Here is an 18,382-nt window from a genome sequence, read left to right as displayed (position 1 = left end):
TCCAGGGAGAAAGCCATGGCGGGTCCCCCACGCGACGATGCCCGCCGCCTCTATGTGCAGGTCGCGCAGACATTGGCGCGGCAGATTGCCGATGGCGACGATCCGATCGGCGCGCGGGTGCCGTTCGCGGAGGCCGACACGACCGATTTCCGCCCGGTCGAAATCCTCGAAGCGCGGTTGCTGATCGAAAGCGAAGCGGTCGAACAAGCGATCGAGCAGGCGCGCGCGACCGACGCCGCAACGCGGCAGCGCTATGGCAGCGCGGTCTGACCGCCGCTAGCGCGCGGCTTCGTTCGCGAGTTGCTCGGCGGCGACGCGCTGCAGCGCTTCGGTAACGCTGGGGGCAAAGCCCAAGTCGTCGGCGGCCAGTTCCTTCGCGCCCAGCCGGCGCGGGTCGAGCCCGGTCACGCGCCCGAAGATCAGGAGCGCTTCCAGATAATAGCCGTAAGCGCTGCCGTGATAATGGTCGAAGGTCCACAGATCGACCTGGTTGAAGGCAATGCCGTCATAGGGATTGGGATCGGCGATGCGTGCAGCGATCGCCCGGCTCCACGCTTCGCCGATCGGGATGATGCCGCGGATCTGTGGCGCGGCGGCGCGCGCCATGTCGGCGCCCCGGCGCAGGTCGAGCGCCATCTGCTCGATCGGCTGCCCCGACCAGCGGCTGCCAGGCTGATAGACCATGTCGGCACGCGCCCAGGTGGCACTCAGTTCGACATCGACTGCCGGATTGCGCGCCGCGAACATCGCCGCCAGCAGCCCGGCATAGCGGACGTGCAGCGCCGGATCGCCCGGCCGCTCGCGATCGAGCAGGCTGTGCCCTTGCAGGATCACCACGTCCCACGCCCGGTCGAGCACCGCGCGCCGGCTGTCATAATGCCAGTCGAGCCCCTTGCCCCCGCTGGTCTCAAGGCTGACCGCGTAGTTGAGCCCGACCTGTTCGGTGAAGCGCTTGAACAGCGCCGGCACGCCGCCGATGCCGTTCTGGTTCAGGTCAGTGACGGTTTCGGCGCGATAGCGGCGGACCGGCGAATAGGCGGCATAAGTGAAGCTGTTGCCGACGAACAGGATCGTCCGCGCCTTCGCCGGTGCCTGCGCGACCGGAGCGGCAGGGGCAGCAGGGGCAGCAGGCACCGCCGCCCGCTGCGCCGCTGCCGGCCAAGCCCACAGCGCCGCTGCCAACAGGATCAGGATCTGCCGCCCCGTCATACCGCCTCCGTCAGAACCGCTTGCCGATGGTCACATAGAGATAGCGACCATAGGGATTGTAGAGCGCGCCGAGATAGCCGTCACTGGCCAGCGGCGGATCGACATCGAACAGATTGCGCACGCCAATCCGCACCCGGGTGCCGTCGAGCGGGCCGCGCTTGAAGCGATATTGCGCATAGAGGTTCACCGTTGCCTGCCCGGCCACGACATAAGGATTGCCGTTCACGTCGAGGAAACTGGTGTCGTTGACGTCGCTGACCGTGGTGATCTGCGTACCGACCTGAAACTGCTTGAGCGACCAGGTGATGGTGGTGCTCGTGCGCCATTCAGGGCGGCTGCGCGTTTTGATCAGGTCGCTTGAGTCGGTGAGCGGCGTCGCCGCGTTGATCGCGCCCGCCGCGCGGGCAGCGAACAGCACCTGAATGCCCGGCGGCACTTCGCGCGAGAATTTGGTGAGGCGCGCGATGTTGAAGTCGATGTCGAAATCGCCGATCGGCGTGTCGTGGAGCTGATAAAGCAGCGCGAGATCAACGCCCTGCACCGTCTGCGGCAACAGGTTGACGAACTGGTCGCGAATCTGGGTCACCGCGCCCGCCGGCGCGAGGCCAGTGCCGGTGAACAGCGGCGTATCGTCGGTCGTGACCGCGGCGCGGATGACGTTCGGGTTGCTCGATCCCTGCTGGCGCAACAGATAATCGAGCACCAGCGCATTCTGCGGCCCGAACTGGCCGACGATGCCGACCTGGTTGATCGACCAGAAATCGGCCGTCACCGTCAGCTTGCCGAACCGGCTGGGCATGAACTTGGGCTCGAGCACCGTGCCCACCGTCCAGTTGGTGCTGGTTTCCGGCTGCAGATTGGGATTGCCGGAGACGAAGATCGAATAGCTGATGCCGCGATTGCAGAGTGTGAAATTGGCGATGCGCCGCGCCCGTAGATCGGCTTCGCATCGGTAATAGTCGGTGTTCGAGCCGAGGCGCGAATATTGCACCGTCCGCGTCTGTTCGAGGTTGGGCGCGCGGAAGCCGGTCGAATAGGACCCACGGATGCGCAGGCCATCGACGATGTCCCACGCCCCCGCCACCTTGGGCCGGAAGATCGAACCGAAATCGCTATAATGCTCAAATCGGCCCGCGAACTGCACGTCGATGCGACGCACCAGCGGAATGCTCATGTCGGGCGAAATCACCGGCACGGCAAGCTCGCCGAAGGCCGAGAAGACGAAGCGGCTGCCGCTCGTGCTCGGCGTCGGGCTGACCGCTGCGACGTTGCTGAGCGACACCGCGCCAGTGACTGCATCCGTGAACGGGATCGTGCCGTTCAGATTGTCGTCGCGGATGTCCTGCTGCGTTTCGCGCCGCCCTTCGATGCCGAAAGCGATGCCGAGATCGCCACCGGGCAGCTTGAGCAGATCAGGGCGCGACATCTTGAAATCGCCGAGCGCCAGCGTGGTCTTCGACCGCCGCACCAGCTTGAACAAGATGCTGTCGATCGCGACCTGCGACGATGGCGAGCAGTCGCCAATTGCCGGGGTTGCGCTGCATCCGCCGCTGAAGGGGTTATAGGCATCGGGCGTCGACAGCGCGAGGCTCTGCTGCAGCCGGGTCATGTTGATCGCGTCCGACCGATCGACCGCCTCGGCTTCCGAATAAAGCAGCGCCGAGTCAAAGTCGAAGCCGCCGATCTTGCCGCGCAACCCCGCCAGGAAACGCGCCTGCCAGTTGGTCACATCGACATATTGCGGCCCGGTATCGACATAGCGATAGGTGCTGAGCTGCACCGGCAACCCCGCGGCGGGAACGTTGGTTAGGCCGGGAATGCGGTTGGGGTTTGCCTGACCATTGGCAAAGGTAACGGGGCCGAACGGGTTCCAGTAATTGCTCGCCGGGATGACGATCGCGTTGAGGTTGATCGTCGGCGGCTGCACTGCCTTGCTCATCGCCCGGTAGAAGCCGATTTCGGTATAGGCAGTGACGCGGTCGCTGATTTCATAATGCGCGGTCAGGAAGCTGTTGAAGCGTTCGATGCCCGGCGTCACCGTGGTGTTGACGGCGTTGTCGAAACGCTCGTTGCGCAGCGTTGTGTTGGTCGCGCGCGTCCCGCTGCCGAAGCAGGTGTTGACCGAAATGGTCACCAGACAGCCCGGATTGAGCGCCGATTGCGTGTGAAAGACACCGGCTGAGGACGTCAGCGCGGTCGTCCCGCGCCGGATCGTGCCGGGGCCGCCGACGACGGTCAGATTGGCCCAGGGCGACTGCGTCGCGCGCCCGTCAGCGGCGGTATTGCCGGCAAAGGCCGGGTTGTTTGCGAAGAACGGCCGCAGGTCGTTGGTCGCGGTATAGGGCTGGTCCTCGGAAAGCTGAGCGTCGCGCTGCGTCCAGTCGAGGAACAACGTGACATTGCCCTTGCCGCCCGCGAACTTCTTCCCGAACACGCCGGTAAACTGATATTCGCGGCGATGCGTGCCGAGCGCGCCGCCCAAGCGACCGTCGATCGAGATGCCGTCGTAATTTTCCTTCAGCACCGTGTTGACCACGCCCGCGACGGCATCGGCGCCGTAAATGGCGGCGGCGCCGTCACGCAGGATTTCCAGCCGCTGGATATTGGCGACCGGGATCGAGTTGGAATTATATCCCAGCACCGGCACATTGCCTTCGCCCGCCTGGCTGGTCGGGTGCGAGACGAGGCGACGGCCGTTGAGCAGCACCAGCGTGTTGCCGACGCCCAGGTTGCGCAAGTTGATCGAATTGACGTCGCCGCGCGCAGCATTGCTGGTCTGCGGATTGTTCGACGGGTTGAACGTCACGTCACCGAGCTGCGGGATCGCGCGGAAGAGTTCGTCGCCCGACAGCGCACCGGTCGCGTCGATCTGCTTGGTGTCGAGCACCGTCACCGGCAACGCCTGCGTCGCCTTGCCGCGGATCTGCGAGCCGACGACCACGACTTCCTGCGTCGGTTCTTCGGCAGGTGCGTCAGGCGCGGGTGCTGCCGTCTGCGCATAGGCCGGCATCGTAACGCTGGCGCCTGCCAGCAGCAGCGCCGTCTTCCATCCGATCTTCATTTTCCCTCTCCCCTATCTGCTCTATTTTGTCAGTCGGCTGCAGCGTCGGCAGGCGCCGGCATCAACGCCGGCGACACGCCGCCCCCTGCGAGTACTGCCGCCAGCCGCTCGCGATCGAGCGCCCCTTCCCAGCGCGCGACGACGATCGTTGCGACGGCATTGCCCATGAAATTGGTGAGGCTGCGGCATTCGGACATGAACCGGTCGATGCCCAGAATCAGTGCCATGCCCGCAACCGGCACCGTCGGCACGATCGACAGCGTGGCGGCGAGCGTGATGAACCCTGCCCCCGTCACGCCCGCTGCGCCCTTGGAGCTCAGCATCGCCACGCCAAGCAACGCGAGCTGCTCGCCCAGGCTGAGCTCGACATTGGTCGCCTGCGCGATGAACAGCGCTGCCAGCGTCATGTAGATGTTGGTGCCGTCGAGATTGAACGAATAGCCGGTCGGCACCACCAGCCCGACCACGCTGCGCTCGCAGCCCGCTTCCTCCAGCTTGGCGATCAGGCTGGGCAACGCGGCTTCGGACGACGAAGTACCGAGCACGAGCAACAGCTCGGCGCGCAGATAGACAATCAACCGCACCACGGAGAAACCATGCGCCCGTGCGATCGCGCCAAGGATCAGCAGCACGAACAGCAGCGAGGTCGCATAGAAGGTCGCCACCAGCGCGCCGAGATTGACGAGCGCTGCCAGCCCGAACTTGCCGATCGTGAACGCAATCGCGCCGAACGCGCCGATCGGTGCCAGTCGCATCAGCATCGCGACGAGCCGGAACACGACCATCGCCAGCCGTTCGATCAGGTCGCGCACCGGCGCTGCGGGGTCGCCGACCAGCGACAATGCGAGGCCGAACAGGATCGCGACGAACAGCGTCTGCAGGATCGACCCGTCGGTCAGCGCCGAGACCAAAGTGGTCGGGATGATGTCGCTCAGGAAGCCGATGATGCTCGTGTCATGCGCCTTGTTGACGTAATCGGCGACCGCCGTCGGATCGAGCGTCGCCGGATCGATGTTGAGTCCGGCGCCAGGACGAACGAGATTGGCGACGATAAGCCCCAGCACCAGCGCGCCGGTCGACACGGTGATGAAATAGGCAAAAGCCTTGGCCGCGACGCGACCGACCCCGCCCATGTCGCGCATGCCCGCGATACCGCTGACCACCGACAGAAAGATCACCGGCGCGATCACCATCTTCACGAGCTTGATGAAGCCGTCGCCCAGCGGCTTCAGCGCGACGCCCAGATCGGGATAGAAATGGCCAAGCGCCGCGCCCACACCGATCGCCACCAGCACCTGCACATAAAGATGCTGCCACCAGCGGTGCTGGCCCTGCCTCGACTCGGGCGAAATCGGCGTGATCTTCATCGCTCCCCTTTGCGCCGCGTGCGCGCCTTCATCCGAGGCTTTGGGATAAGGATAGGCAGCGGTTCGCCCTTGGCAAATTTGCCCGAAACCGCGCTAACACATTAATTTTATGCGATCTTCCATAGTGACCTCGATCTGTCGCTGTGCGGAAATGGTGACGTGCATTGCGCAAACTGTGTGATAAACCGCCCAGATGATCGGATTGTGGGAGCGGCGGCGCGGCCTCATTCTCGCCGGGCTGGCGGCAGTGGCGGCGGTCGCGCTGTTCGCCACGCTCGGCGACCGCTGGGCGCGGACGCAGGCGATTGCCGCGACCGACCTGACCGCGTCGCGGACCGCGCGCAGCCACGCCAGCCTGCTCGCCAGCGAATTGCAGAAATTCCGCCTGCTGCCCGTCGTGCTTGCCGAATATCCCGATGTCGGCGCGGCCCTTGCCACGCATGGCGCCGCGCCGATCGCGCGGCTGAATCGCACGCTGGAATTGCTCGCCGCGCGGACCGATTCGGCGGCCATTTATCTGATCGACCGCGACGGGCTGACCATTGCCGCCAGCAATTGGCGGCTGGCGACCAGCTTCGTCGGCAGCAATTACGGCTTTCGGCCCTATTTCCGCGATGCGATGGCGCGCGGCCAGTCCGAACTGTTCGCACTCGGCACGGTCAGCGGGCGCCCGGGCCTCTACCTTGCGCGGCGGCTCGACATCAGCGGACGACCGGCGGGGACGATCGTCGTGAAGGTCGAATTCGACCGCGTCGAATCGATCTGGGCACGCGCTGCCGGTCCCAGCTTCGTGACCGACGCGCAGGGAGTGATCCTGATCACGGCCGTTCCCGGCTGGCGCTTTCGCGCGACCCGGCCGCTCGACGCCGCGACGCTGGCGCGCGTGCGCGAGACGCTGCAGTTCGGCGGGGCGGCACCAAAGCCTGCCGCTGTCGATCTGTCGGGACCGCTGGCGCAGATCGGCGGCGGAGACCGGGCGACATATTATCGCGCGGCGACCGAGCCGGTGCCGCTGGCCGACGGTCGGCTTGTCCACCTCGAACCGCTCGCCGGCCCGCTGGCGGCTGCAACCAGCAATGTCCGCCTGTGGGGGCTCGGATTGCTGGTCGTAGTCGTTGCCGCGGGCGCGCTCGTCCTGCGCGATAGGGAGAAGCGCCAGCTCGCGGTCGAGGCACAGCGGACGCTCGAAGCCGAAGTGGTCCGGCGCACCGCCGAGCTGCAGGCCGCCAACGAAGCGCTCCACATCGAATCGCGCGAGCGTGCCGATGCCGACCGGCGCTTCCGCGCCGCGCGCGAGGAACTGGCGCAGGCCAACCGGCTCGGCTCGCTCGGCCAGATTACGGCGGGCGTCGCGCACGAGATCAACCAGCCGGTGGCGGCGATCCGCACCTTTGCCGAAAATGCCGGTCTGCTGCTCGATCGCGCCCAGCCGCAGCGAGCATATGACAATCTGCACCGCATCATCGAGCTGACCAGCCGGATCGGCAGCATCACGGCTGAATTGCGCAATTTCGCGCGCCGCAAGGTCCCGGCGATCGACGCGGTGCCAATCGGCTCGGTGATCGACGGGTCGCTGATGATCCTGGGCGAGCGCGCGCGGCACATCACGGCAATCGAATTGCCGCGCGCACTGGCCGACACACTGGTGATCGGCGACCGCGTGCGGCTAGAGCAGATCCTGATCAACCTCTTGCAGAATGCGCTGGAGGCAATTGCCGGTAACGCCGACCCCGCCATTTCGCTCACCGTTGCCGCGATTGACGATCGCGCAATCACCGTCACGATCGCTGACAATGGCCCCGGCGTCGATCCGTCGATCGCCGATGCGCTGTTCACGCCGTTCGTTTCCGCCAAGCCCGCGGGGATCGGGCTGGGTCTCGCGATCGCGCGCGACATTGCGCGCGAGTTCGGCGGCGAACTGACATTGACGCCCTCGCCGCTCGGCGGCGCGGCCTTCACGCTGCTGCTGAAGCGAAGCTGATGCTGTTTGCCACCCACCAACCGGTGTGTTTCGTCGAGGACGATCCCGCGCTGCGCGAGGCGACGGTGCAGACGCTGGAGCTGGCAGGCTTTTCGGTCGAGGCCTTTGCGAGCGCGGACCGTGCGCTGCCCGGTATCGGCCGCGATTTCGCAGGCGCGATCGTCTCCGACATCAGGATGCGCGGCATGGACGGACTCCAGCTGTTCGCGCGGGTGCGCGCGATCGACCCCGATATTCCGGTCATCCTCGTCACCGGCCATGCCGATGTCGCGATGGCCGTCGGCGCGCTGCGCGAAGGCGCGTTCGACTTCATCACCAAGCCCTTCGCGACCGATCACCTGATCGCCGCGACCCGCCGCGCGCTCGAAAAGCGGCTGCTGGTGCTCGACAATCGCCGCCTGCGCGCCGCCGCCGAGGCCCAGGGCGAGGCCGATCCGCTGGTGGGCGAGAGCGCGGCGATAGCCCGGCTGCGCGCGACGATCCGGCAGGTTGCGGCATCCGATATCGACGTGCTCGTCGAGGGCGAGACCGGAACCGGCAAGGAACTGGTCGCCACCATGATCCACCGTTCGAGCCCGCGCCGCGGCCGACCGCTCATTGCCGTCAACTGCGGCGCGCTGCCCGAAGCGCTCGCCGAGACCGAGCTGTTCGGCCACGCTGCCGATGCCGTGGCGCACACGCGGCTCGCCCGCGCCGGCCAGATCGAAAACTCGAGCGGCGGCACGCTGCTGCTCGACGAGATCGACAGCATGCCGCTACCGGTCCAGTCCAAGCTGCTCCGTGTGCTCGAAGAGCGCGAAGTCCAGCCGATCGGCGCCCCGCGTCCGCGCGCGGTCGATCTGCGGGTAATCGCGACGAGCAAGGCCGATTTGGCCGGACTGGTCGCACAGGGGCGCTTCCGCCAGGATTTATTCTATCGGCTGAACGTGGTGCGCCTGCAGGTTCCCCCGCTGCGCGACCGGCGCGAGGACATTGCGCCGCTGTTCGCGCTGTTTGTCGAGGAAGCGCAGGCACGCGCCGATGGGGCCGCATTCACGCTGACCGAGGCGGTCCGGCGCCACCTGACGAGCCACGACTGGCCGGGCAATGTCCGCGAGCTGCGCAACTATGCCGTGCAAGCCGTGCTCGGCTTCACGCAAGCGCCGGGAGTCACGCCGGATACGAGCGGATACCCGCTTGCCGAGCGCGTGCGCCGGTTCGAGGCAAGCGTGATCGAGGATGTGCTGCGCCAGACCGGCGGCAATGTTACGGCCGCACAGGCGATCCTGCAGACGCCGCGCAAGACGCTTTACGAAAAGATGGCGCGCCACGCGATCGATGCGGCGGACTATCGACGCCGACGCGACTGACCGGACCTATCCGCGCGGTCCGTCATACTCGATCGCGGCAGCGGCGGCGCCCGACATCACGAAGCCGATCGGCCGTTCGGTTTCTTCCTGAAGATGCGCGATCAGGCTGGCGGTCCGCGCGAGCAGCGAAATGCCCTTGAGCGCGGCGACCGGGAAGCCGACGTCGAGCATGACCGCCGGAATTGCGCCGTTGACGTTGATCGGCAGCGGTCGCCCGAGCGCCTCGGGCAGCGCATCGCGGATTGCGTAAAGCATGCCGATATGCGGACCGAAGACGCCGTGCTGTGCGGCGAGATCGAGCAGCAGCAGCGCACGCGGATCGCCACCGCTGTGCTGGGGGTGGCCGAAGCCGGGGATGGCGCGCTTGTCGGCCCGCAGCACGCGGATGCCCTCGGCCGCGACCTCGGTCGCGATCGCGCCTCCGCCCGTCTTTGCGACCAGATCCGCATAGAATCGCCCGGCGACCTCGGCACTGCCGAGCACCACCGACCCGCAGCCGAGCAGCCCTGCGGCCACGGCGCCGTGGAACGCCTCGGGTGCTGCGGCATAGGTCATCCGCGCGGCAACGACGCTCGGCACCAGCCCGTGTTCGGCAATCGCCGCGAGCACCGCATTGGCGAAGAAGCGCTGCGTCTCGCTCGGCGCACTGCCGGTGACCAGCAGCCAGAAATAGCTGGTAAAATCCATCTGGCCGATGATCTCGCCGCACAGGTCGCGCCCGCGCACGGTGATGCTTTCCGCATCCGACGTGCAGATCGCGCTGAACGGAGCATCCTGTTTGCCGATGCGCATGCTGTAGAGCCTTTCCGAAACCGACGCGCCTCGGCGCCGCACATGTTTTCGATTTACGAAGTTGATTTCGTATATCGAATTTTCTATGCCCTTTGGCAGGGAGTAGTCAATATGGCCAAGCCGCTCGGCGATGTCACTGTGCTGGAAATGGGGACCTTCATCACCGGCCCCGCTGCCGGCATGTTGCTTGCCGACCTCGGCGCCGATGTGATCAAGGTCGAGCGCCCCGACGGCGGCGATCCCTTCCGTGCCTTCAAGGGCGAACTCTACAGCCCGCATTTCCAGACCTATAACCGCAACAAGCGCTCGATCACGCTCGACACGCGCGGCGGCGACGATCTGGCAGCGTTCGATCGCATGATCGCCGACGCCGATGTCTTCATCCAGAATTTCCGCCCCGGCATTGCGGGCAAGCTCAACGTCGATCCCGAACGGCTGCGCGCGATCAATCCGCGGCTCATCTATCTCTCAATCTCGGGCTTCGGCGCAACCGGCCCCGACCGCGACCGGCCCGCATTCGATACCGTCGCTCAGGCGGCGAGCGGCTTTCTGCGCCTGCTCGTCAATCCCGCCAATCCCCGCGTTGTCGGCCCGGCGCTCGCCGATGCGATCACCGGCTTTTACGGCGCTTATGGCGTGCTTGCGGCGCTGCACGAACGCGCGCGCACCGGCCAGGGGCGTCTGGTCGAAGTGTCGATGTTCGAGGCAATGGCGCATTTCAACCTCGACGATTTCACCCATTACCTGTCGGCAGGCGAAGTGATGGGGCCGTACAGCCGCCCCAATGTCTCGCAATCCTATGTCTTCCAGTGCGGCTGCGGTGGCTGGATCGCGCTCCACATGTCGTCGCCGCCCAAATTCTGGGAAAATCTGGCCGAAGCGGTAGGCGAACCGCAGATGCTCGCGCGCCCCGAATTCGCTGACCGCAATGCCCGCATCGCCAATTATGAGAAGGTCGCCGCACATCTCGCCCCGATCTTCGCGACGCGCGACCGGGCGGCGTGGTGCGCGATTCTCGAACGGCTCGAAGTGCCGCATTCGCCCGTCTATTCGGCGCCCGAAGTGATCGCGACCGAACAGGCGCAGCATCTGCAACTCTGCATCGACGATCCGGACGGGCCGCATGGCCGCTTCCGCACGATCCGATCGCCAGTCAGCTTCGACGGCGAACGCGCGCTCGACGTCACCGCGCCGCCGACGCTCGGCCAGCACAATGACGAATTGCTGGGGCAGCGCGTGGCCGAAGCGCAGTGAGCGCGGCAGGTCGCTCGCTTGCCCAAGCCGGCGTCGGCCGGTAACGCGGGCCATGCCCGACCCCGCCAAACCGCCCAAGGACAGCGAATATCTCTCGACGCTCGAGCGCGGCCTGCGCGTGCTGCGCGCGTTCGATGCGAGCCATCCCGAAATGCAGCTGAGCGAAGTCGCGCAGATCACCGGGCTGAGCCCTGCGGTTGCGCGGCGCTGCCTCAATACGCTGGTGCAGCTGGGCTATATTGCCCAGTTCGGGCGTAAATTCCTGCTGCGGCCCGAAGTGCTGAGCTTCGGCACCAGCTACCTCTCGTCGATGAACGTCGAGCAGGTCGTGCTGCCGCCGCTGCAACAGTTGCGCGACGACACCGGCGACAGCTCGTCGATGGCGGTGCTGTCGGGCGATGACATCCTCTATGTCGCGCATGTCTCGACCAACCGGCGCATCCGGCTCGGCGCGACGGTGGGCACGCGCTTTCCGGTGCACGCGACTTCGCTCGGCAAGGTGTTGCTGGCGTTTCAGGACGAGGACGTGATCGCAGCCTATCTCGCGCGTGCCGCGCTGACGCGGTTCACCGAGCGCACCGTGACGTCGGCGGAAGTGCTCGGCGCGCGGTTGCGCGATGTCCGCGCGCATGGCTATGATTCGGCGCTCGACGAGCTCGACTATGGTCTGGTGTCGGTCGCGGTGCCGGTGTTCGACGCGCAGCGGCGGACCGTTGCCGCAATCAACTGCTCGACGTCGACGACACGGATTTCGCAGGACGAACTGGTGCGCACGCGCCTGCCAATGCTGCGCGGTGCCGCAAGCGAGATTGGCGCAGCGCTCCAGCGCTGGCCGGCGTTGATCCACTCGCTCGCCCGCAACTGACCCAAGCCGTCTCTGCGATATCGCCGCGCGTCGGCACGCGCAAACTTCGCATATCGAACTTGACTTCGCTTGGCGAAACGCCTTAAGGATTTCATGTAAAGGTCGGCGCCCGTCGGGCGACCATCAAGGGCCGTGCTTCGGGGGGAGAATCGCCGTGATCGCATCCGCTTCAGTCAAGACCGTGCTGCTCGCCACGTCGGCGCTGGCATTGCTCGTGTCGGCACCCGCCGCCGCGCAGGAAGCACCTGCCGCACCTGCGGAGGAAAAGGACAGCAACGAAGTCGTCGTGTCGGCGCTGCGCCGCGACAGCACGATCCAGAACACACCGGCCGCGATCACCGCCTTCGACGCCAAGGCGATCGAAGCCGCCGGCATCGATCGTCCTGCCGATTTCGTCGCGCTGACATCGAACGTCCAGCTGATCGAAACGCAGAACGTCGGCAATGCCTTCGTCATCATCCGCGGCATTACCCAGAACCGCAACTCGGAACCGTCGGTCGCGGTGGTCGTCGACGGTGTGCAACAGGTCAATGCGGCGCAGTTCAACCAGGAACTGTTCGACATCGAACAGATCGAAATCCTGAAAGGGCCGCAGGGTGGCCTTTACGGTCGCAACGCGATCGGCGGCGCGATCGTCGTCAAGACCAAGGACCCGACCAACCAGTTCGAAGGACGCGCCTTCGCCGGCATCGACAATGGTTTCGGCTATACGCTGCGTGCCGGGCTCAGCGGACCGATCACCGACAATCTGAAGTTCCGGGTGTCGGGGTCGTGGCGCGACACCGAAGGGTATATCCCCAACACCTTCCTCGGCCGCGATGCCGATCCGGTGCGCGATTTCTCGATCCGCGGCAAATTGCTGTGGCAGCCGACCGACAATTTCAGCGTCGACCTGCGCGGCTATGTCTCGCTGCTCAAGACGCAGGCTTTCTATTACAACATCGTCAACGACGTGAACGACGTCAGCCTGCCGGTGCGCGTCAACAATCCCGGCATCGACAATCGCGACATTTATAACGTTTCGCTCAAGATCGATTACAAGACCGATTGGGGATTGATCCGCTCGGTAACCTCTTATGACAAGGTCAGCGAAATTCTGACCGGCGACGCCTTCAACTTTCTGCCGATCCGCGAATCGCTGCTGTTCCAGTTCTTTGGCTTCGATCTCAACCAAAGCCAATATCTCGATGTGCGCGCAATAAGCGAGGATCTGCGCATCTCGTCGCGCGATACCGACCGGTTCCAATGGTCGCTCGGCACCTATTTGATCCAGACCGACCGTTATATTTCGACGGGCAATCTGGTCGACACCGGCAATGGCGTGACGGCGGTGTTCCGCACGCCGAGCACCAATCCGCTCAACCCGCAGGCCACCTTCCTCGCCGATAGCCAGAGCAATTTCGCCTGGGCGATCTATGGCGGGCTTGGATATGAATTCAGCAAGGCATTCCGGATCGACGCCTCGCTCCGCTATGACCGCGACGATCGCGCCAATACGACGCTGACGCCGCAGCAGTTCATCCCCGTGGTCGCCGGCTTCCCGGCCGGCATTCCGGGGCAAGTCCGCAATCGCGGCTTCTCGGCATGGCAGCCCAAGATTACCGCGACCTGGAAGCCGATTCCGGACCTGACGGTCTATGGCGGTTATAGCCGCGGCTTCCGCTCGGGCGGCTTTAACCAGACCGGCGTCGGCGCAGTGGCGGCCGGCACCGGTGTTGTCGGCGTGCAGGATATTTATGAGGCCGAAACCGCGGACACCTTCGAAGTCGGTCTGAAATCGACGCTGTTCGACCGCAAGCTGACCTTTAACATCAGTGGCTACACGACGCTGTCGAAGAACGGCTATTTCTTCGTCTTCCTCGCCGCCAACTCGACGCAGAATCTGGGCAATGTGCCAGCAGCCCGGCTGCGCGGGTTCGAAATCGAGGCCAATCTGCGCCCCACCCGCGGGCTAGAACTCAACGCCGCGCTCGGCGTGACCTACAGCCGGATCGAGCGCTTCCCCGATCGCACCGTGATCGGCAACGAAGCCCCGTTCATCTCGCGCTACACGCTCAACCTGGGCGGCCAATATGAATCGCGGCTAGGCAACAGCGACCTGAAAGGTCGTTTCCGCATCGATTATCGCCGCATCGGGCGCACCTGGTTTGACGTGACCAATTCGACCTCGCGCAACCCGGTCGACCTCGTCGATACCCGCTTCACAATCGATGGCGGCAAATGGACGGTATCGGCCTATGCCAACAACCTGTTCGACAAACGGTACAACGCCGAATTCTCGCCCGGCGGCTTCGTCTTCAAGGCACGGCCGCGCATCTACGGGCTAGAGGGCAGCTTCAAATTCTGATCGTTTGCCAGCCAAGGATCGTTTCGTGACCCGCATTCTGATTCTCTATTATTCGTCCTACGGCCACATCGAGGCAATGGCGCAGTCGGTCGCCGCTGGCGTCGACGGTGTCGAAGGGTGTCAAGCGATCCTGAAGCGCGTTCCCGAGATCATGCCCGAAGCGCAGGCGCGTGCAGCGGGCATGAAGCTCGATCAGGCCGCCCCGGTCGCGACTCCCGACGAACTCGCCGATTATGACGCGATCATCTTCGGCACCCCGACGCGGTTCGGCAACATGGCCGCGCAGATGCGCAACTTCCTCGACCAGACCGGCGGCCTGTGGGCGCGCGGCGCGCTGATCGGCAAGGTCGGCAGCGTCTTCGCCAGCACCGCCAGCCAGCACGGCGGCCAGGAAACCACGATCACCTCGTTCCACACCACGCTGCTGCACCACGGCATGGTCGTGGTGGGCCTGCCCTACAGCTTCACCGGCAATACCGTGATGACCGAAATCAGCGGCGGCACGCCCTATGGCGCGACGACGATTGCGGGCGGCGACGGCAGCCGGATGCCAAGCGACAACGAACTTGCCGGTGCGCGCTTTCAGGGCGACCATGTCGCCCGGATCGCCCAAAAGCTGACCCGCTGACCCCGACCACCCGATTCGACAGGAGCAGATCATGAGCGCCCATTTGCCCAGCCGCCTGCATCACACTGCCTATGTCTCCAAGGATCTCGAAGCCACCCGCCATTTTTACGAAGACATTCTCGGCTTCCCATTGACGGCAACCTGGTGCGAGCAGGAAGACCTGTTCGGCAAGGAACGCACCTATTGCCATTGTTTCTTCGGCCTGCCCGATGGCAGCGCGATGGCGTTCTTCTCGTTCGCCGATCCCGCCGACCAGGCCGAATTCGGCCCCGAGCTGCCGCCGAGCCCGTTCCGCCATCTCGCGCTCAACGTGGATGCCGACGCGCAGGCCGAGCTGGAGCGCCGCATTGCTGCGGCCGGGTTCGTTGAGCCGGAAACCTATGTGCTCGAACATGGCTATTGCCGCTCGGTCTATGTCACCGACCCCGATGGCATGATCATCGAATTCACCCGCGACGCCGAACATGCGCCGCAAATCAACGCGCTGCGCCTGCAGGACGCGCACAGCGAGCTGAAGCGCTGGCTGGCGGGCGATCACCGGCCCAACAACGACGTGCGGCATCTGGCTGACGCCCCCCCGCCAGCGACCGCGCGCGCCATCGATGTCGGCGACGGCACGCTGCCCGTCGCGGTGGCGGGCGAGGGCGTGGAAGCGCTGTTACTGCACGGCTGGACGCTCGATCACCGCAGCTGGACGCCGCAACTGCCGCTCGCGGATCGCCTGCGGCTGGTGATGCCCGACCGGCGCGGCTTCGGCGGCGCAACTGCCCCCGCCAGCCTCGCGCGCGAATGGCAGGACGTCGACCGGCTGGTCGGCAGCGACCGCTTCGTGCTGGTCGGCATGTCGCAGGGGGCCGCCGTCGCGCTCGACTATGCGCGGCACCGGCCGGAACGGCTCGCGGGGCTGGTGGTGGTCGGCGCGCCGCTGCACGATGTCGTGCCCCACGACAGCGAGGAAGACGCGCTGCCCCGCAGCTATTATTCGACGATGGTCGCCGAAGGACAGCTCGAGGCGATGAAGGCCGAATGGCGGCAACATCCGCTGACACGCATCTCGCCGGCCGCGCGGCCGCTGCTCGAGGCGATGCTGGACGCTTATGACGGGCGCGACCTGCGCGCAGTGCAGCAACCGATCGCGATTGCCGAGGCCGATATCGCCGCGCTGCCGATGCCGGTGCTGGCGATCGTCGGCGCCGACGATATGCCGTGGCGCCGCCGGGTCGCGGACTTCATCGGTGCAACTGCCCCCCGGGGTCGCACGGTCGTGATCGAGGGTGCCGGTCATCTGTGCAATCTCGACCAGCCCGGCGCGTTCAACACGCTCCTGCTCGACTTCGTCCATTCCCTTCCCTGCTGAAAAGGCCCTACCCATGCTGCTGCCCACCTCGCTCGTCGGTTCCTACACCCAGCCCGACTGGCTGATCGACAAGGTCAAGCTCGCCGGTCGCTTCCCGCCGCGCGTGCGCGCGACCGAGCTGTGGCGCGTCGATCCCGAATGGCGCGAGCAGGCGTTCGATGACGCGACCATCCTCGCGATCCGCGACCAGGAGCGCGCCGGGCTCGACATCATCACCGACGGCGAGATGCGCCGCGAAAGCTATTCGAACCGCTTCGCGACCGCGCTCGACGGCGTCGATCTCGACAATCCCGGCGTCGCGCTCGACCGCAGCGGCGAGCCCAATCCGGTGCCGCGCGTGACCGGCAAGATCGTCCGCCGTCACGCGGTCGAGACACGCGACGTCGAATTCCTGCGCGCGAACACCGACCGGATGATCAAGATCACCGTCCCCGGCCCCTTCACCATGGCCCAGCAGGCGCAGAACGACTTTTACGCCGACGAGGCGGAGATGGCGCACGACTATGCCGTCGCCGTCAATGCCGAGATCAAGGACCTGTTCGCGGCGGGGGCCGACATCGTCCAGATCGACGAGCCCTATATGCAGGCCCGCCCCGCGAAGGCGCGCGACTATGGCCTCGCCGCGCTCAAGACCGCGCTCGACGGTGTGGAGGGGCGCACTGCGCTCCACATCTGCTTCGGCTATGCAGCGCTGATCCACGAACGGCCCGAGGGCTATAATTTCCTGCCCGAACTCGCCGATACCGACCTCAATGACATTTCGATCGAAACCGCTCAGTCGAACCTCGATTGCAGCATTCTCGAAAAGCTGACCGGCAAGACGATCATTCTCGGCGTGCTCGACCTGTCGACGCACGAAATCGAAACGCCCGAGACGGTTGCCGCGCGCATCCGCCGCGCGCTGCCGCATGTCGCCGCCGAACGGCTGGTGATCGCGCCCGACTGCGGGCTGAAATATCTGCCGCGCGACGTGGCTTTCGGGAAAATGAAGGCGATGGCCGATGGCGCCGCCATCGTCCGGGGCGAACTGGCATGAGCGCGGGGCGTTTCCTCACCACTCATGTCGGCAGCCTGCCGCGCCAGGACGACCTGATCGCGCTGATGTTCGCGCGCGAGGAAGGATTGCCGCTCGACCCCGTTGCAGTCGAGGCGCGCGTGGAAGCCGCGGTCGATTATGTCGTGACGAAGCAGGCGGAGGCCGGGCTCGACATCATCAACGATGGCGAACAGTCGAAGCCGAGCTATGCCACCTACATCAAGGACCGGCTCAACGGCTTCGGCGGCAGCGGCAACAGCTATGTCTTTGCGGATGTCGAAGATTTCCCGGGCGTCAAGGAACGCATTTCGGGCGATGCCGGTCGCAAGCACCGCAAGACGCCGGCGTGCAACGCGCCGATCACCGTCAAGGACATGACCGCCGTCGAAGCCGACACGCGCACCCTGAACGCGGCACTCGCCAGGCATCCGGGGCGGCAGGCGTTCATGAGCGCCGCTTCGCCGGGCGTCACCGCGCTGTTCTTCGCCAATGATTATTACGACAGCGACGAGGACTATCTGTTCGCGCTCGCCGAAGGGCTGCGCCACGAATATGAAGCGATCGCCGCTGCCGGGATCACGCTCCAGATCGATTGCCCCGATCTCGCGATGGGCCGCCACACCCAGTTCCGCGAGCTGACGCTGTCGCAGTTCCGCGACCGGATGATGCTCAATATCGAGGCACTCAACCGCGCGACCGCGAACATCCCCGAGCAGCAGCTGCGGATGCACATGTGCTGGGGCAATTATCCGGGGCCGCACCACTGCGACGTGCCCTTCAGGGACATCATCGACCTCGTCTGGCGCGCGCGCCCGCACGCGATCCAGTTCGAGGCCGCCAATCCGCGCCACGCGCACGAATATGAGATGTTCAAGGAAATCGGCCTGCCCGACGGCAAGGTGCTGATCCCCGGCGTCGTCGAATGCCAGTCGAATTACATCGAGCATCCCGAACTGATCGCGCAGCGGATCGGCCGCTATGCCGATCTGGTCGGGCGCGACAATGTGATGGCCGGCGTCGACTGCGGCTTTTCGGTGCATGTCGGCTCGGGCGGCGTCGACCGCGACATCGTCTGGGCGAAGATGGCGGTGCTGGCCGAAGGCGCCCGGATCGCGAGCGCGCGCTACTGGTAGCAG

General features: G+C 65.6%; 14 protein-coding genes. 10 read left to right on the top strand and 4 right to left on the bottom strand.

What is annotated here, in order from left to right; all coding sequences use genetic code 11:
- The first annotated feature begins 15 nt into the window (after positions 1-15).
- On the top strand, positions 16-270 hold the full coding sequence (locus AX672_RS11335; RefSeq protein ID WP_066651455.1) for a hypothetical protein: 255 nt from the start codon (positions 16-18) through the stop codon (positions 268-270).
- Positions 271-276: 6 nt separating this feature from the next.
- On the opposite strand, the gene AX672_RS11330 is transcribed toward AX672_RS11335, so the two are convergent.
- From AX672_RS11330 to AX672_RS11320, 3 genes are read right to left on the bottom strand one after another with little or no spacing between them, the layout of a single operon-like run.
- Positions 277-1,209: a glycosyl transferase family 1 gene (locus AX672_RS11330; protein WP_066651453.1), complete on the bottom strand. Its 933-nt coding sequence runs from the start codon at positions 1,207-1,209 to the stop codon at positions 277-279.
- Positions 1,210-1,219: 10 nt separating this feature from the next.
- Entirely contained in the window at positions 1,220-4,270 is a 3,051-nt protein-coding gene (locus tag AX672_RS11325) for a TonB-dependent receptor domain-containing protein (protein ID WP_066651451.1), read from the bottom strand.
- A gap of 29 nt (positions 4,271-4,299) precedes the next feature.
- Positions 4,300-5,637: a dicarboxylate/amino acid:cation symporter gene (locus AX672_RS11320; protein ID WP_066651449.1), complete on the bottom strand. Its 1,338-nt coding sequence runs from the start codon at positions 5,635-5,637 to the stop codon at positions 4,300-4,302.
- 193 nt (positions 5,638-5,830) lie between these two features.
- On the opposite strand from AX672_RS11320, the gene AX672_RS11315 reads away from it, so the two are divergent.
- Together AX672_RS11315 and AX672_RS11310 are read left to right on the top strand one after the other, a co-directional pair.
- Entirely contained in the window at positions 5,831-7,618 is a 1,788-nt protein-coding gene (locus tag AX672_RS11315) for a sensor histidine kinase (RefSeq protein ID WP_066651447.1), read from the top strand.
- Positions 7,618-8,967: a sigma-54-dependent transcriptional regulator gene (locus AX672_RS11310; protein ID WP_066651445.1), complete on the top strand. Its 1,350-nt coding sequence runs from the start codon at positions 7,618-7,620 to the stop codon at positions 8,965-8,967. Before AX672_RS11315 ends, AX672_RS11310 begins: the two co-directional genes overlap by 1 nt.
- A gap of 6 nt (positions 8,968-8,973) precedes the next feature.
- On the opposite strand, the gene AX672_RS11305 is transcribed toward AX672_RS11310, so the two are convergent.
- The gene (locus AX672_RS11305) at positions 8,974-9,759 is read right to left on the bottom strand and encodes a citryl-CoA lyase (RefSeq protein ID WP_066651443.1); all 786 of its coding nucleotides are present in this window, start codon (positions 9,757-9,759) and stop codon (positions 8,974-8,976) included.
- A gap of 111 nt (positions 9,760-9,870) precedes the next feature.
- Here AX672_RS11305 and AX672_RS11300 point away from each other — a divergent pair, with 111 nt between their 5' ends.
- From AX672_RS11300 to AX672_RS11270, 7 genes are all read left to right on the top strand, one after another.
- Complete coding sequence (locus tag AX672_RS11300) at positions 9,871-11,013, top strand: CaiB/BaiF CoA transferase family protein (RefSeq protein WP_066651570.1); 1,143 nt, start codon at positions 9,871-9,873, stop codon at positions 11,011-11,013.
- Between the two features lie 52 nt (positions 11,014-11,065).
- On the top strand, positions 11,066-11,878 hold the full coding sequence (locus AX672_RS11295; protein WP_066651442.1) for an IclR family transcriptional regulator domain-containing protein: 813 nt from the start codon (positions 11,066-11,068) through the stop codon (positions 11,876-11,878).
- A gap of 154 nt (positions 11,879-12,032) precedes the next feature.
- Entirely contained in the window at positions 12,033-14,225 is a 2,193-nt protein-coding gene (locus AX672_RS11290) for a TonB-dependent receptor (RefSeq protein WP_168727451.1), read from the top strand.
- Positions 14,226-14,250: 25 nt separating this feature from the next.
- Positions 14,251-14,853: an NAD(P)H:quinone oxidoreductase gene (gene wrbA / locus AX672_RS11285; RefSeq protein ID WP_066651566.1), complete on the top strand. Its 603-nt coding sequence runs from the start codon at positions 14,251-14,253 to the stop codon at positions 14,851-14,853.
- Between the two features lie 31 nt (positions 14,854-14,884).
- Complete coding sequence (locus AX672_RS18265) at positions 14,885-16,210, top strand: alpha/beta fold hydrolase (RefSeq protein ID WP_082730515.1); 1,326 nt, start codon at positions 14,885-14,887, stop codon at positions 16,208-16,210.
- Between the two features lie 13 nt (positions 16,211-16,223).
- Positions 16,224-17,246 (top strand): 5-methyltetrahydropteroyltriglutamate--homocysteine methyltransferase, encoded by a 1,023-nt coding sequence (locus AX672_RS11275; protein ID WP_066651437.1) that lies wholly within the window; start codon positions 16,224-16,226, stop codon positions 17,244-17,246.
- A complete protein-coding gene (locus AX672_RS11270; protein WP_066651436.1) occupies positions 17,243-18,379 on the top strand; it encodes a cobalamin-independent methionine synthase II family protein in 1,137 nt (378 codons plus the stop codon). The genes AX672_RS11275 and AX672_RS11270 overlap by 4 nt, the downstream gene beginning before the upstream one ends.
- The last annotated feature ends 3 nt before the right edge of the window (positions 18,380-18,382 follow it).

Origin of the sequence: Sphingomonas sp. CCH10-B3 (genome assembly GCF_001556185.1) — a bacterium.
Taxonomy (GTDB): domain Bacteria; phylum Pseudomonadota; class Alphaproteobacteria; order Sphingomonadales; family Sphingomonadaceae; genus Sphingomonas; species Sphingomonas aquatica.
The sequence above is the reverse complement of the archived record's forward strand: the minus strand, read 5'-3'. Positions and strand labels throughout refer to the sequence as shown.